The following is a 14683-nucleotide window of genomic DNA, read 5'->3' on the forward strand; positions in this document are numbered from 1 at the left end:
ACGGATCAGGCGCGGCGCTGCGCGGGAAGCGTGCGAGCCAGGGCGAGGAGGACCCCCGTGGCCACCAGCACCGAGACGAGCGAGGTGCCCCCCTGCGACATGAACGGCAAGGGAACCCCGAGCGGCGGGATCAGGCGGATGACGACGCCGATGTTGATCAGGGCCTGCCCGACGATCCACACGGTGATCGCGCCGGCGACGATGCGCACGAACATGTCATCTGTGCGCCGGATGATGTGGAAGGCACCGACCGCGTAGATCGCGAAGAGGGCGAGCACGGTGACCGCGCCGATCAGCCCCAGCTCCTCACCGACGATCGCGAAGATGTAGTCGTTCGCCGCCGCGGGCAGCCACTCGTATTTCTCCTTCGAATTGCCGAGTCCGAGGCCGAAGATCCCGCCCCCGGCCAGCCCCCAGATACCGTGCAGCGGCTGATAGCAGGTGGTGAGATAGTCGTCGACGCAGTCGGTGTTGAACACGCTCAGGATGCGCTCCATGCGGTTCGGGCTCGTGATCGCCAGCGCCGCGACCGCGACGACCGCGGCGAGCATCGGGATGACGAAGATCCGCAGCTTCACCCCGGAGAAGAAGAGGGCGCCGAGCACCAGCAGGAACAGCACCATCGCGGTGCCCAGGTCGTGCCCGGCCAGGACCGTCGCGATCACGGCGCCGGCGACCGGGACCACCGGGATGAACACGTGCCGCCAGTCTGCGAGCATCGTCTGCTTGCGGAAGAGGATGAATCCGAGCCACAGCGCCAGCGCAAGCTTGAGGAACTCCGACGGCTGGGCTTGGACGCCGGCGATCTGGATCCAGTTGCGGTTTCCGGCGTCGTCGATACCGAGCGGCGTGAACACGAGCAGCTGGAAGATCGTGGTCAGGATGAGCGCAGGCCAGGCGATCTTCTTCCAGAACGACAGCGGGAGGCGGCTCGCGATGAACATGAGCGGTAGCCCGATCAGCGCGAACACGAGCTGCTTGAGCACATCGTCGTAGGGCGCCTCGCCGGCGGCGGTCGTGGTGGCGCTCGTGGCGGAGAGCACCATCACCAGTCCGAAGATCGTGAGCAGCACCGCGCTGGAGGCGATGAGCATGAACTCGGCCGGGACCGGCCGGAAGATCGCACCGAGTGAGACCCGCGCCGCGAGCCCGCGCCGGGATCCGCCGCCGCCGTCCTCGGGGTCAGCGGGAGGCGTCGGGAGCGTCGTCGGCGTCGCCATCGGCGCTCCTTCCGAATCTCTCCCTCACCGCGGCCGCGAACTTCGAGCCCCGGTCGGCGTAGGAGCGGAACTGGTCGAAGGATGCCGCGGCGGGGGCCAACAGGACCACGTCCCCCTCCGCCACGATCCCGACCGCCAGTTCGACGACCCGCGCCATGACACCTTCAGTGTCGGCGGGAACCACCTCGAGAACCGGCACGTCGGGCGCGTGTCGCCCGAAAGCCTCGCGGACCGCATCACGGTCCTCTCCGATGAGAATGGCCGCCTTCACGTCGCGGCCGTGGGACTCGATGAGCGTCGAGATGTCGACGCCCTTGAGGAGCCCCCCCACGACCCAGACCGCGCCGGGATACGCGGCGAGCGAGGAGGCCGCGGAGTGCGGGTTCGTCGCCTTCGAGTCATCCACCCAGGTCGCGCCGCCCGCGATCGCCACGATCTCGATGCGGTGGGGGTCCAGTCGGAAGCCCTCGAGGGCCCTTCGGATGTCAGCGGGTGCGACGTCCAGCGAACGCGCGAGGGCGGCAGCGGCCAGGATGTTCGCGACGATGTGTGGGGCCGAAAGCCCCTCGGCGCGCAGATGGTCGAGGGTTGTCAGCTCCAGCGCGGACGTGTGACGCTCCGGGAGGAAGGCGCGGTCGACGAGGATGCCGTCCACGATGCCGAGATCGCTCGGACCGGGCACGCCCAGGTCGAAGCCGATCGCGCGGGCGCCCTCGATGACGTCGGCATCCTCGACCATGCGTCGCGTCGCCACATCCGCCTTGTTGTAGACGCAGGCCACGCGGGTGCTGTCGTAGACGTGGGCCTTCGCGTCCCGGTAGGCCTCCGCACTGCCGTGCCACTCGAGATGGTCGTCCGCGAGGTTCAGGCACACCGCTGCGAGCGGCGACACCGGATCGGGCGTGGACTGCAGCCCGAGGTACCAGAGCTGGTGGCTGGAGAGTTCCACGACCAGCGCATCGAAGCCGCCGGGGTCTCGCACGGCATCGAGGACCGGCACCCCGATGTTGCCGCAGGGCGCGGCGCGCAGTCCGCCGGCCACGAGCATCGCCGCCGTCAGGCCGGTAGTGGTGGTCTTGCCGTTGGTGCCCGTGATCAGCACCCAGTCGGCCGGCGAGCCGTCGGGACGCAGCACCTTGTCCCGCACGCGCCACGCCAGTTCGACGTCGCCCCACAGCGGCACACCCTGCTCCCGCGCCCACACGACGATCGGATGCCGCGGGGAGAAGCCCGGCGAGGCGACGATCACCTCGGGTGCGAACGAGACCAGCTCCTCGGGCGCGGTCGACAGGGATCCGATCACGGCGCGCACGCCGATCACCGGCAGCAGACGCTCGTACTCCTGCGCAGCGCTCTCGGAGACCACGAGCACATCGGCGCCGAGCTCGGCGAGGGTGTCCGCCACCGAGAACCCCGTGACCGACAAACCGAGCACGGCCACGCGCAGACCACTCCAGTCCGCGTGCCAGCTGGTGAGAGCATCCAGACGCGACACGTCGCCGCTCATGTGCGTGCGAGCCATTCGACGTAGAAGAAGCCCACGCCGGTCACGGCCAGCCCCGCGGCGATGATCCACATGCGGATCACGATGTTCGTCTCCGACCAGCCCCGCATCTCGAGGTGATGGTGGAACGGGCTCATCAGGAAGAGGCGCTTGCCGCGCGTGAGCTTGAAGTACAGCCGCTGCAGGATGACCGAGCCGGTGCCGATGATGAACGCGCCCGCGGTGAGGATGGTGAGGATCTCGGTGTGGGAGAGGATCGACAGCGCCGCGATCACACCGCCGATGGCCATCGAGCCGACATCCCCCATGAACACCTGCGCCTTGGGGGCGTTCCACCACAGGAACCCGACAAGCGCGGCGACGAAGGCGGCGGCGATGATCGTGAGATCCAGCGGATCGCGGGTCTGGTAGCAGGCCTGCTGGTAGGAATCGACCAGGTCTGCGGAGTCGCAGCGCTGCTGGAACTGCCAGAAGGTGATGAGGCTCATCGCCCCGATCGTGAAGACGCCGACGCCGGTGGCCAGGCCGTCGAGCCCGTCGGTGACGTTGGTGCTGTTCGACCAGGCGACGCCGATCAACGAGATCCAGGCGACGTAGAGCAGGATGCCGACCGCGGCGCCCAGCGCGAGGAAGTTCAGCACCGAGACGTCACGGAAGATCGACACGAACGCCGTGGCGGGGGTCTGCCCCTGCGCGTCGGGGAACTGCAGGGCGACGAGTGCCCACGGCACTGTCACGATGATCTGGCCGACGATCTTGCGCCAGCCCGACAGACCGAGACTGCGCTGGCGGCGCAACTTCATGAAGTCGTCGATGAAGCCGACGATCGCGAATCCGACCATCATCCAGATCACGAGCAGGCCCGACACGGTCGGCGGGGAACCCCCGACGTACGTGCCCACGAGGTAACCGAGCACCGTCGCACACACGAAGATCACGCCGCCCATGGTCGGCGTGCCGCGCTTGAGTCCGTGCCGCGGGTTGTTGCCCGAGTCCGGCGTGCGGATCACCTGACCCCATCCCCAGCGGCGGAATGCGCGCAGGAAGACAGGGGTGAGAAACAGCGAAAAGGACAGCGAGATCGCCGACGCCATCAGGAGGGATCTCACGCGAACGATTCTCCCAGACGATCGCCGAGGTGCCGCAGACCCGCCGAGTTGGACGACTTCACCAGCACGCGATCCCCCTCGCGCAGCTCATCGAGCAGATACACGTAGGCATCCTCCGCGCTCTCGCAGAAGACAGCCTCGCCGTCCCACGATCCCTCGCCGATCGCGGCGAGATAGAGTCTGCGCGCCTCGGTGCCGACGACCACGATCCGCTGGATGCGCAGGCGCACCGCCAGCAGTGCGATGCGATCGTGCTCCTCGCCGGCGAACTCACCGAGTTCGCTCATGGCCCCCAGGACCGCCACCGTGCGCTCGCCGGGAGCGGTGATCTGCGCGAGTGTGCGCAGCGCCGCGGCCATCGAGTCCGGGCTCGCGTTGTATGCGTCGTTGATGATGCGGACCCGATCCGAACCGAGCGGCTGCATCCGCCAGCGCTCGGCGAGCTCCACCGTCTCCAGGCGCGCGACACAGTCCTCGAGCGCGACGCCGAACTCGAGCGCGGCGGTGATGGCGGCAAGGGCGTTCATGACGTGGTGTTCGCCGAGGACGCGCAACGACACCGGCATCGACGCACCGTCCGCCGTCAGGAGGAATCGGGTGCCGGCCGCCGAGGTCTCGACCTCGGTCGCCCGCACATCGGCGCGCGCGGAGCGCCCGAACCAGCGCACGCGCTGGTTCCGCTCGTCCGCGATCTCGGCCATCGCCACCACGCGCGGGTCGTCGGCGTTGAGAACCGCGACCCCGCCGGGACGCACCGAGCGGATGAGCTGCGACTTCTCGTGGAAGGTCGACTCGATGCCGCCGAAGCCACCGGCGTGGGCCATCCCCACCATCAGGACCACGCCGAGGTCCGGTTCGACCAGTCCTGCCAGCCGGGCGATCTCCCCCGGCGCGCTCGCGCCGAATTCGCTGACCAGGAAGCGGGTGGAATCGCTCACGCGCAGCATCGTGAGGGGCGCTCCGACCTCGTTGTTGAACGAGGCGCGGGGTGCGACCGTCTCCCCCTCGTCCGAGAGGATGCGCGCCAGCAGGTTCTTAGTCGTGGTCTTGCCGTTCGAACCGGTGATCCCCGCGATCCTGAGTTCGCCGTGCGCGCGCACGCGGGCGACCACGAATCGGGCGAGGTCGGCGAGAGCGCCGACGGCGTCGGGAACGACGATGTGGGAGATCGGAGCCGCAACCTGCCGCTCCACGATCGCCACGGCCGCTCCCGCCGCGGCGGCTGCGGCGACGAAGTCATGGCCGTCGGTGTGTGCCCCCGGCTTGGCGACGAAGATGTCGCCGCGACCGATGTGTCGCGAGTCGGTGTCGACGGTGCCCGAGACCGTCGTCTCGGCGGTGTCGCGCGGGTCGAGGATGAGGTGACCGCCGAGGACATCGGCGATGCGGGCGAAAGTGAGTTCGATCATATGCGTCGCGCCGGGCCCGGGCGGGTCAGCCTGTGGTCGGCAGATCGGGAGAGGCGGAGCCGGACGGCATGATCCGATACGTCTTGAGCACCTGGGTCATCGCCTCCCTGAATGCCGGGGCGTTGGCACCAGATGACCTTATCGTGGTCGGTTCGTCCAGCGTGACGATGACGACGTACTGCGGGTCGTCGGCCGGTGCGAATCCGGCGATCGTCGTGAAATAGAGGCCGTTCTTGTAGGTGCCCGTGGCCGGATCCACCTTCTCGGCGGTACCCGTCTTCATCGCGATGCGGTAGCCGTCGATGGCGACCTGGCTTGCCAGCCAGCCCTTGGTCGCGACATTCTCCATCATGTCGATGACCTGTCGTGAGGCGCTCTCGCTGATCACCTGCGTCGTCTCGCCGTTCTCCGGCACCGTGACCGTGCCGTCGGCCGCGGTGCAGGACTCGACCAGACGAAGCGGCACCTGCAGACCGCCGTTCGCAATGGCCTGATAGGCACTGGCGAGCTCCGGGAGCGTGGTCGTCAGGCCCTGGCCGTACGACGTGTTGTAGAAGGTCTGGTTGTCCCACTGGTCGGGCTCGTAGACGAGGCCGTGGGCCTCGCCCCAGAACTCGACGTCCGTTCCCTGGCCGATGCCGAAACGCTGGAAGTAGTCGTAGCGCGTCTGCGCGCTCATCAAGCCCGCGAACGTCGAGGTCCCGACGTTCGAGGACGCCACCAGGACCCCGGTGAGCGTGTAGTTGTACGTCGGGTGGTACGAGTCGTCGGTGACGACGGCCCCGTTCGGGAAGTTCTGACGGTAGGGAACGGTCACCACGGAGTAGGGAGTCGCGGTTCCGGAGTCGACGAGCATCGAGGCGGTCAACGCCTTGAAGGTCGACCCGGGTTCGAAGGTGTCGTGGAAGATCCCGCTCTCCCGATCGGCGATGTCGACGCCGGACGGGTCGTTCGGGTCCACGGTCGGGTATTCGGCCGCCGCGCGGATCGCACCCGTCTTGACGTCCACGACGATGATGTTCCCCGACTGGGCCCCGGTGTTCTGGGTCTGCTCTGCGATGAGCTGCTGGAGATACCACTGCAGATCGCGGTTGATGGTCAGCTGGAGGGTGCCGCCGTCGACGGCGGGGACCTCGGTCTTGGTTCCGGGGATGATGACCCCGTCCGCGCCCCGTTGGTACGAGATGAGCCCGTCCGTCGAGGCGAGACAGGTGTTCTCGGAGGCCTCGAGACCCGCGAGCGGCTCACTGTCGACGTCGACGAAGCCGACGAGATTGCCGGCCACGGCACCATCCGGGTAGGTACGATCCGGATGCGGCACGAATGCCAGGAACGGCACTCCGAGCGCGACCAGCGTCCGATACTCCGCCGTCGTCAGACCTCGCTTGAGGAGCGCGTAGCGCGTGTCGGGATTCTCTTCGAGAGCCGAGGCGACGATCGCCTGGATCTCTTCTCCGGTCTGACCGGTGATCGCTCCGATCTCGGCGGCCACCTGCTCCCACGGCACGGCGACGTCCTCGCCGTCGATCTCACGCTCGACCGGCCCGACCAGGGCAGGATCCAGCTGCGCGTCATAGAGCAGGATGCTGGTGGCGAGGGTCTCGCCGTTTTCGTCGACGATGTCGCCGCGCGTGCCGTAGGTCGTCTGCGATGCCGAGAGGCCGAGGGAGAGCGACTGCGCAATGTGGTCGCTCGCGTTGACGACCTGGATGTCGACCAGACGTACGACGAACGCGCCGATGACCCCCAGCACGACGACCATCGCGACGACCGTCCGACGTCGCGGGCTGCGCGTGCTGCGGTCGGTCATCGCGTCGTCGGCGTCGGGAGACCGTCCGTCAGGGGCGGTGGGGTCGTCGCGGCGCCGTCCTCGGAAGTGATCTCCACGGGGACTCCTTCGATCGTCGCTGCGGGGTCGGTGACCAGGGGGGTGTCGGTGATCAGCGCGTTGGCGACCGCACCCCGCCCGACCGCGTCGATCGAGGACTGCCAGCTCGCTGCCTGCGAGGTCCCCACCAGCGCTCCGTCACTCAGACGCAGGAAGGTCGGTGCCTCGCTGATGACCATACCCAGCGCGGAGGCATTTGCCGCGAGGTACTGCGGCGAGCTCAAACCTGCGACCTCGTCGGCAAGGATCTGACGCTCCCAGGAAAGCTGTCGCTGCTGCGATCCGAGCTCAGCCAGCGCGTAGGAGTCCTGCGTCGTGAGGATCGAGATGACCATCTGCGCCGCGACGATGGCCGCCGCACCCAGCACCGCGACGATGCCGTAGGCAAGCCGCGGCCGGCGACGACGAGCGGTGCGCTCGACGGGCACCAGACGAGGTCGGGACGGTTCCTGCGGCGGGGAGTGCACGCCAGGGGCGGGGAGCGGTGCGAGGGCATCGAGGCTCATGCGGCAGGCCTGACTCTCTCCGCGGCACGCAGCCGCACGGGGGTTGCTCGGGGGTTGCGTTCGCGCTCCTCGTCGGAGGCGAGCTCCGCGCCCTTGACGAGGAGGCGGAAGCGCGGGGCGTGCTCGGGCAGTTCGACGGGCAGTCCCGCCGGGGCCGTCGAACGCGTCGCTGCGGAGAACACCCGCTTGACGAGACGGTCCTCCAGGGACTGATACGACATCACGACGACGCGACCCCCGACACCCAGCGCATCCAGCGCGGCGGGTAGCGCCGTCTCGAGGGCCGCAAGCTCGCGGTTGACCTCGATGCGCAGCGCCTGGAACACCCGCTTGGCCGGGTGTCCCGCGTTCTTGAGCGCCGCGGGAGTCGCCGCCTGCAGGATGTCGACCAGACGCGCGGACCGCTCGATGGGCTCCTCCTGGCGCGCGTGCACGATGGCCCGGGCGTAGCGGCCCGCCAGCTTCTCCTCGCCGTAGCGCTCGAAGATGCGCCGCAGCTCACCCTCGGAGGCCGTGGCCAGGACGTCGGCGGCCGTGGGCCCCTGGGTCGGGTCCATGCGCATGTCCAGCGGCGCGTCCTGCGCGTAGGCGAATCCGCGATCGGCGATGTCGAGCTGGAGGGAGGAGACACCGAGGTCGAACAGGATGCCGTCGACGGCGGTGAATCCCGCCGACGCGATCGCGGCGGCGATGCCGTCGTACACAGTGTGGACGCGAATCAGGCGGTCACCGAAGCCCGACAGTCGCTCACCGGCGATCCGCAGGGCGTCGGGGTCACGGTCCAGCCCGATCACGGTCAGCGAGGGAAAGCGCTCCAGAAGCGCCTCGGTGTGTCCCCCCATGCCGAGAGTGGCATCCACGACGACGGGGGCGGGGCCCTCCAGCGCCGGAGCGAGCAGCTCGATGCAGCGATCGAGCAGGACGGGGGTGTGGATGTCGCGCAGGTTCATGGTCTCTCAGGCCTCGGCCTCGAGCTCTGATCCCCCTCCGCTCGCGAACCTGGCGCCGGGGAAGTGCGTCAGGGTCGGGCGGCGGGAAGTCACAGCCAGAGGATCAGAACAGGCCGGGGATCACCTCCTGCTCCATTTCCGAGTAGCCGGCTTCGTTGGATTCCAGGTAGGTGTTCCAGGCGGCCGCATCCCAGATCTCGGCATGGGCGCCCACGCCCGTGACGACGAGCTCCCGCTCCAGACCCGCGTAGGCGCGCAGTGGCGGCGGAATCGTGATGCGGTTCTGACTGTCGGGTGTTTCGGCGCTCGCGCCCGAGAGGAACATGCGCAGGAAGTCGCGGGCTTGCTTGTTCGTGAGCGGAGCCTCGCGGATGCGTTCGTGCACACGCTCGAACTCGGCTGCCGAGAACACGTAGAGGCAGCGCTCCTGCCCGCGGGTGACCACGATGCCCGCGCCGAGATCGTCGCGGAACTTCGAGGGCAAGATGACGCGCCCCTTGTCGTCGAGCTTGGGAGTGTGTGTCCCCAGCAGCATCCACGCGTCACCCCCTTCCCACCCTTACGTATTCACCACTTTACTCCACTTACCTCCACTTTGACACCCTTTTGCACCCCGAACACGCCGGAGTTCTCCCCCACGTCGAGATGCCCTCGCTGCGCCGGGCACCGCCGTTAACGACGAAACGCCGACCCGAAGGTCGGCGTTTCGTCGAAGTCTGAGGGATCAGCGCCCTTCTTGGCGGCGGTCCCATCGATCGTTCATGCGATCCATGAAGCTTTGTCCCGAGCGGGCCTGCGGCGGCGTGCTCCCAGCGGTCGAAGCCGCGCGCGCGCCGCGCGCGGGCAATGCGCCGACGACGACACCGCCGACCATCGCGACGAACCCGAGAACCCCCACGACGATGAGCTGAGTCGCTACTCCCACCACGAGGATGCCGATACCGGCCAGCACCAGGAGCGCACCGTAGACGATGTTGCGATACGAGAAGCCGCGACCGCCGGCAGCGCTCACGACGTCGGCGTCGTTGCGCATGAGATGGCGTTCCATCTCATCGAGCAGACGCTGCTCCTGTTCGGAGAGTGGCATGGGATCCCCCTCGGGCTGGATCGGTGCATTGATTCTACGCGCGCCGCAGATTACTAGGCTAGGGCCGTGTCCCCAGACAGCGATGCGATCGCAGTTGTTTCCCAGCGAGTCGAGGAGTTCCTCACGGTTCGGCGAGGGGAGACGCGTGGCTTCGGCGGGGAGTCCGACGTTGTGCAAGAGGCCGCTGAGGCGGCGGTGCGCGGTGGCAAGCGCCTGCGCGCGCGGTTCTGCCTGACCGGCTGGGAGGCCGTCCGCGAGCATGCCGGGGCGGCCGTGACCCCCGATCAGCCAATCCTCGCCGCCGCAGCGGCGCTGGAGATCTTCCATGCCGCCGCCCTCGTGCACGATGACATCGTCGACCATTCCGACACTCGCCGGGGAAAGCCCGCCGCCCACCGTGCGCTGGAGGCCGTTCACCGGGATCGACGATGGGACGGCGATGCGACGGACTTCGGCCTGGCCGCCGCGCTACTGCTCGGCGATCTGCTGGTCGCATGGAGCGACGACCTCCTCGAAGAGGGGCTGGCACAGCTGGATGCCGAGCGTGCGCGTGCCGCGCGCCGGGAGTACTCCCTCATGCGTCGAGAAGTGACCGTCGGCCAGTTCCTCGACGTCGCCGAAGAGTCGGCCTACACGGGCGCCGCGGAGAGCACGCACGCGGACCGCGCTCTGGCGGTCGCGTCGCTCAAGTCCGCGCGCTACAGCATCCAGCGACCGCTGGGTCTCGGGGCACGCGTCGCCGGTGGGCAGCCGGCGCAGTGCGATGCACTTGCAGCATTCGGCCATCCGCTGGGCATGGCCTTCCAGCTGCGCGATGACGTCTTGGGCGTGTTCGGCGATGAGTCGCAGACGGGGAAGCCCGCTGGCGACGATCTTCGCGAGGGAAAGCGGACGGTCCTGATCGCCTACGCGCGTGAGGGCCTCACCGGCGGGGCCCGACGGACCTTCGACGAGCTCGTCGGAGATCCGGGGCTCGACGCTGCGCAGATCGCGACACTGCAGCGCGCCATCGAGGAGTCCGGCGCGCTCGCGCGCACCGAGGAACTCATCGCCGACTACGCGCGTCGGGCCGACAAAGCCCTCATCGGCGCGCCACTGGGAACCCATGCCGTGGGGCGGCTGCGAGACCTCGCCACCGCCGCGACCGAACGCGCAAGCTGACGGGCACCGTCACGACCGAGTGGGCGTGCTGCTGGCCCGCCCGGGTCAGGCCAGCGTCTGGGCGACGCGGCGCACCTCGCTCTTGCGCCCCGCTCGCAGCGCGTCGATGGGCGCAACACCGATCGACTCCTCGGGGGCCATCAGCCAGTCGATCACCTCGTCGTCGCTGAACCCGGCATCGTGGAGCACGATCGCAGTCCCCCGCAGCGAGGACAGCGGGTGGCCGTCGACGACGAAGACCTCGGGCACCGCCAACACCCCGAACCGGCGGGATCCGACCAACTGAGACTCATCGAGGAGGCGACGCACGCGCCCGAGAGGCTCTCCCAGCACGTCGACGAGATCGGGAAGTGTCAACCAGCCTTCTGGTGCGGTTTTGGTGCTCACCCTCACATTTTCTCACCCGCGCGCGTGCTGCGCAGACCTCACCTGCGCCGCGCGCGGGGAGAGCCGCTGCCGGGCCTTGCCGATTCGGCTCCGTAGACTCGACTCGTGAGCACGAGCGCGCAGACCGATCCCTTGATCGGCCGTCTGATCGACGGTCGGTACCGGGTGCGCGCTCGTATCGCCCGCGGTGGGATGGCGACCGTGTACGTCGCTACCGACCTCCGCCTCGAGCGGCGCATCGCACTGAAGGTCATGCACGGCCACCTGAGCGACGACACCGTCTTCCAGGGCCGGTTCATCCAGGAGGCGCGCGCCGCCGCACGCCTCGCGGATCCCCATGTCGTGAACGTCTTCGACCAGGGCAGCGACGGTGAGGTCGCCTACCTTGTGATGGAGTATCTGCCCGGCATCACCCTGCGCGAACTGCTCCGCCAGGAGAAACGCCTGACGATCGAGCAGACCATCACGGTGATGGATGCCGTCCTCGCCGGGCTCGCCGCGGCGCACCGGGCCGGCATCGTCCACCGCGATGTGAAACCCGAGAATGTGCTCCTCGCCGAGGACGGTCGCATCAAGATCGGCGACTTCGGCCTCGCGCGCGCAACGTCGGCGAACACGGCGACCGGCCAACAGCTCATGGGCACGATCGCGTACCTCGCCCCCGAGCTGGTGACCCGCGGGACGGCCGATGCCCGCAGCGACATCTATTCGCTGGGCATCATGCTCTACGAGATGCTCGCGGGCGAGCAGCCGTATCGCGGTGAGCAGCCGATGCAGATCGCATTCCAGCACGCAACCGATTCCGTTCCCCGCCCCAGCGTCAAGAACCCCGGCGTGCCCGAGCAGCTGGACGAGCTCGTGCTCTGGTCGACCGAACGTCAGCCCGATGCACGTCCGGCGGACGCCATGGAGATGCTGCAGCGGCTGCGCGAGATCGAGCGCCAGCTCGGAGTGTTCCCCCACACCGCGCCCGCCGCGAACACGACAGCGGTCATCGCCCCAGACGAAGACGTCGCCGAGCTCACGAAGGTCCTCCCCGTGGCCACCGGATCGCTCGCGGTCCCCGAAGCCGTCGACAATGCCGCACGTCTGCGCCGCGCGACCCGGCGACAGGGCACGCGCGCCGCGTGGATCATCGCGATCGTGATCGTGCTGGCAGCCCTGGCCGCCGCCGCCGGCTGGTGGTTCGGGTCCGGACCGGGCTCGCGCATCGAGATCCCGGCCGTCGCGGGATCGAGCTACGCCGAAGCCGCAGAAGTGTTGCGTGCCCACGGCCTCGAATCCGCCGAGACCGGCGAGTACTCGCTCGACGTCACCCAGGGTGAAGTCATACGTACCGACCCGTCCGAGGGCTCCCTGGTCGACAAGGACACCGTCGTGACGGTCGTGGTCTCACTCGGCCCCGCTGTGCACGAGATCCCCGCGCTGGGCGGCGCAGACGCCACCCAGGCGCGCACCGAGCTGTCCGGGTTCGGTCTCATCGTCACAGAGCCCGACGTGACGATCTTCGACGACGCGGCGGCGGGCAGCGTGATGAACGTGTCACTCACTCCCCGCGTCAGCGGCGACACGATCGACTGCACCGGCGGCTGCCAGGCCTACGAGGGAGACACGGTGACGCTCACCGTCTCCGTCGGCGCCGTTCCGGATGTCGCGGGCATGTCGATCTCCGATGCGACCTCAGCGCTCACCGCGAAGGGTCTGAACGTCTCAAATGCGACGATCGACCAGTACGACAACGTCGTGCCCGACGGCGATGTCATCGGGATCGCACCGCGCGAGGGCGGCGGTGCCTGGCAGCCGGGCAACACCGTGACCCTGATCGTTTCCCAGGGGCCCGAGCCGATCGCGGTTCCCGACGTGGTCGGCATGACGATCGATGTCGCCGTGAGCACCCTCGAAAGCGCCGGCTTCAGTGTCAACACCGACGCTCTTCCGCCCTCCGTGTTCTGGAGCCTCTACGAGGTGACGAAGATCAACCCGAAGGCGGGGACCATGCGGCTGCCCGGTTCCGACGTGTCGATCACCGGGTTCGAACTGGGCGGCGGCAACGACGGTGACGACGACAACGGGAACAACTGACCCCGTGATCTCCGCCTGAAGGAGGCATCGCCGCCCCTGCGTCAGCGCTTCTCGAGCTCCTCGGCAACGAGGAAGGCGAGCTCCAGCGACTGCATGTGGTTCAGTCGCGGGTCGCACAGCGACTCGTAGCGCGTGGCGAGGCCCTCTTCGTCGATCATTTCGGAACCGCCGAGGCACTCCGTGACGTCGTCGCCGGTGAGCTCGACGTGGATGCCGCCCGGATGTGTTCCCGCTGCGCGGTGGGCCTCGAAGAAGCCCCGCACCTCGTCGACGACGTCGTCGAAGCGACGCGTCTTGTAGCCGGTCTGTGAGGTGATGCCGTTGCCGTGCATGGGGTCGGTGACCCACAGCGGCATCGCGCCGGAGTCGCGGACGGCTTCGAGGAGCGGAGGCAGGGCATCGCGGATCTTGCCCGAGCCCATGCGCGTGATGAAGGTGAGACGCCCGGGCTCGCGCTCGGGGTCGAGCTTGTCGATGAGGGCGAGCGCGGTCTCGGTCGAGGTGGTGGGGCCGAGCTTCACGCCGATCGGGTTGCGGATCTTGGAGAAGTAGTCGACGTGTGCGCCGTCGAGCTCGCGCGTGCGCTCGCCGATCCAGAGGAAGTGCGCCGAGGTGTTGTAGGGCGTCCCGGTGCGGGAGTCGATGCGCGTCATCGGGCGCTCGTAGTCCATCAGCAGGCCCTCGTGACCGGTGTAGAACTCGACGCGGCGCAGCTCGTCGAAGTCGGCACCCGCAGCCTCCATGAACTTGATCGCGCGGTCGATCTCGGTCGCCAGACCCTCATAGCGCTGATTCGCGGGGTTCTGCGCGAATCCCTTGTTCCAGCTGTGCACCTCGCGGAGGTCGGCGAACCCACCCTGCGTGAAAGCCCGGATGAGATTCAGCGTCGACGCGGAGGTATGGTAGGCCTTCAGCATGCGCGCGGGGTCGGCCGCGCGGGAACCTTCGGTGAAGTCGTAGCCATTGACGATGTCGCCACGGTAGGCGGGCAGCGTGACGTCGCCGCGGGTCTCGGTGTTGCTCGAGCGGGGCTTGGCGAACTGCCCGGCCATGCGCCCCATTTTGACGACGGGCATCGACGCACCGTAGGTGAGCACGACGGCCATCTGCAGCACCGTCTTGATGCGGTTGCGGATCTGCTCGGCCGTCGCCCCCGCGAAGGTCTCGGCGCAGTCGCCGCCCTGCAGCAGGAAAGCCTGACCGGCGGCAGCGCGTCCGAGGCGCTCTCGAAGGTTGTCGACTTCGCCGGCGAAGACGAGCGGAGGCAGGGCGGACAGTTCTGCCGACGTGCGTGCGACGGCATCCGGGTCCGTCCATTCGGGCTGCTGCTTGATGGGGAGGGAACGCCAGTGGTCCAGGGGGTCGAGCTCGCGAAGCATC

13 protein-coding genes are annotated in these 14683 nt (G+C 68.5%); 2 read left to right on the forward strand and 11 right to left on the reverse strand.

Features of this window, described 5'->3' with window-relative positions; translation table 11 throughout:
* Positions 1-5 precede the first annotated feature (5 nt).
* The 9 genes from ftsW to ABD206_RS05395 all read right to left on the reverse strand — a co-directional run bounded on the left by ftsW (position 6) and on the right by ABD206_RS05395 (position 9673).
* Positions 6-1220 carry a putative lipid II flippase FtsW gene (gene ftsW / locus ABD206_RS05355; RefSeq protein ID WP_344070151.1) on the reverse strand — a complete coding sequence of 405 codons (1215 nt, stop codon included), beginning with the start codon at positions 1218-1220 and terminating at the stop codon, positions 6-8.
* Positions 1183-2727 carry a UDP-N-acetylmuramoyl-L-alanine--D-glutamate ligase gene (gene murD / locus ABD206_RS05360; protein ID WP_344070153.1) on the reverse strand — a complete coding sequence of 515 codons (1545 nt, stop codon included), beginning with the start codon at positions 2725-2727 and terminating at the stop codon, positions 1183-1185. The genes ftsW and murD overlap by 38 nt, the downstream gene beginning before the upstream one ends.
* On the reverse strand, positions 2724-3833 hold the full coding sequence (gene mraY / locus ABD206_RS05365; RefSeq protein ID WP_344070155.1) for a phospho-N-acetylmuramoyl-pentapeptide-transferase: 1110 nt from the start codon (positions 3831-3833) through the stop codon (positions 2724-2726). The genes murD and mraY overlap by 4 nt, the downstream gene beginning before the upstream one ends.
* Positions 3830-5242 (reverse strand): UDP-N-acetylmuramoyl-tripeptide--D-alanyl-D-alanine ligase, encoded by a 1413-nt coding sequence (locus tag ABD206_RS05370; protein ID WP_344070157.1) that lies wholly within the window; start codon positions 5240-5242, stop codon positions 3830-3832. Before ABD206_RS05370 ends, mraY begins: the two co-directional genes overlap by 4 nt.
* A gap of 25 nt (positions 5243-5267) precedes the next feature.
* Complete coding sequence (locus tag ABD206_RS05375; RefSeq protein ID WP_344070159.1) at positions 5268-7052, reverse strand: peptidoglycan D,D-transpeptidase FtsI family protein; 1785 nt, start codon at positions 7050-7052, stop codon at positions 5268-5270.
* A complete protein-coding gene (ftsL, locus tag ABD206_RS05380; RefSeq protein WP_344070161.1) occupies positions 7049-7636 on the reverse strand; it encodes a cell division protein FtsL in 588 nt (195 codons plus the stop codon). The genes ABD206_RS05375 and ftsL overlap by 4 nt, the downstream gene beginning before the upstream one ends.
* Positions 7633-8586: a 16S rRNA (cytosine(1402)-N(4))-methyltransferase RsmH gene (rsmH, locus tag ABD206_RS05385; RefSeq protein WP_344070163.1), complete on the reverse strand. Its 954-nt coding sequence runs from the start codon at positions 8584-8586 to the stop codon at positions 7633-7635. The genes ftsL and rsmH overlap by 4 nt, the downstream gene beginning before the upstream one ends.
* Before the next feature lie 103 nt (positions 8587-8689).
* Entirely contained in the window at positions 8690-9121 is a 432-nt protein-coding gene (gene mraZ / locus ABD206_RS05390; protein WP_344070165.1) for a division/cell wall cluster transcriptional repressor MraZ, read from the reverse strand.
* Between the two features lie 189 nt (positions 9122-9310).
* Positions 9311-9673 carry a DUF3040 domain-containing protein gene (locus ABD206_RS05395; RefSeq protein ID WP_344070167.1) on the reverse strand — a complete coding sequence of 121 codons (363 nt, stop codon included), beginning with the start codon at positions 9671-9673 and terminating at the stop codon, positions 9311-9313.
* Between the two features lie 66 nt (positions 9674-9739).
* Here ABD206_RS05395 and ABD206_RS05400 point away from each other — a divergent pair, with 66 nt between their 5' ends.
* Positions 9740-10834, forward strand: coding sequence for a polyprenyl synthetase family protein (locus ABD206_RS05400; RefSeq protein ID WP_344070169.1), 1095 nt, complete (start codon positions 9740-9742; stop codon positions 10832-10834).
* A gap of 45 nt (positions 10835-10879) precedes the next feature.
* Here ABD206_RS05400 and ABD206_RS05405 read toward each other — a convergent pair whose 3' ends face one another.
* Positions 10880-11221 carry an Rv2175c family DNA-binding protein gene (locus tag ABD206_RS05405; RefSeq protein ID WP_344070171.1) on the reverse strand — a complete coding sequence of 114 codons (342 nt, stop codon included), beginning with the start codon at positions 11219-11221 and terminating at the stop codon, positions 10880-10882.
* A gap of 105 nt (positions 11222-11326) precedes the next feature.
* Here ABD206_RS05405 and pknB point away from each other — a divergent pair, with 105 nt between their 5' ends.
* On the forward strand, positions 11327-13303 hold the full coding sequence (gene pknB, locus ABD206_RS05410) for a Stk1 family PASTA domain-containing Ser/Thr kinase (RefSeq protein ID WP_344070173.1): 1977 nt from the start codon (positions 11327-11329) through the stop codon (positions 13301-13303).
* 41 nt (positions 13304-13344) lie between these two features.
* Here the strand turns inward: pknB and ABD206_RS05415 are convergent, their stop codons facing one another.
* On the reverse strand, positions 13345-14682 hold the full coding sequence (locus ABD206_RS05415) for a class II 3-deoxy-7-phosphoheptulonate synthase (RefSeq protein ID WP_344070175.1): 1338 nt from the start codon (positions 14680-14682) through the stop codon (positions 13345-13347).
* Between the last annotated feature and the right edge of the window lies 1 nt (position 14683).

Source organism: Microbacterium sediminicola (assembly GCF_039531125.1).
GTDB classification, from domain to species: Bacteria; Actinomycetota; Actinomycetes; order Actinomycetales; family Microbacteriaceae; genus Microbacterium; species Microbacterium sediminicola.

Excerpts from the sequence above, each read along its gene's own strand:
- ftsW (WP_344070151.1), bottom strand. The coding sequence starts at position 1,220 with ATGGCGACGCCGACGACGCTCCCGACGCCTCCCGCTGACCCCGAGGAC.
- murD (WP_344070153.1), bottom strand. The coding sequence starts at position 2,727 with ATGAGCGGCGACGTGTCGCGTCTGGATGCTCTCACCAGCTGGCACGCG.
- ABD206_RS05370 (WP_344070157.1), bottom strand. The coding sequence starts at position 5,242 with ATGATCGAACTCACTTTCGCCCGCATCGCCGATGTCCTCGGCGGTCAC.
- ABD206_RS05375 (WP_344070159.1), bottom strand. The coding sequence starts at position 7,052 with ATGACCGACCGCAGCACGCGCAGCCCGCGACGTCGGACGGTCGTCGCG.
- ftsL (WP_344070161.1), bottom strand. The coding sequence starts at position 7,636 with ATGAGCCTCGATGCCCTCGCACCGCTCCCCGCCCCTGGCGTGCACTCC.
- rsmH (WP_344070163.1), bottom strand. The coding sequence starts at position 8,586 with ATGAACCTGCGCGACATCCACACCCCCGTCCTGCTCGATCGCTGCATC.
- mraZ (WP_344070165.1), bottom strand. The coding sequence starts at position 9,121 with ATGCTGCTGGGGACACACACTCCCAAGCTCGACGACAAGGGGCGCGTC.
- ABD206_RS05395 (WP_344070167.1), bottom strand. The coding sequence starts at position 9,673 with ATGCCACTCTCCGAACAGGAGCAGCGTCTGCTCGATGAGATGGAACGC.
- ABD206_RS05415 (WP_344070175.1), bottom strand. The coding sequence starts at position 14,682 with ATGCTTCGCGAGCTCGACCCCCTGGACCACTGGCGTTCCCTCCCCATC.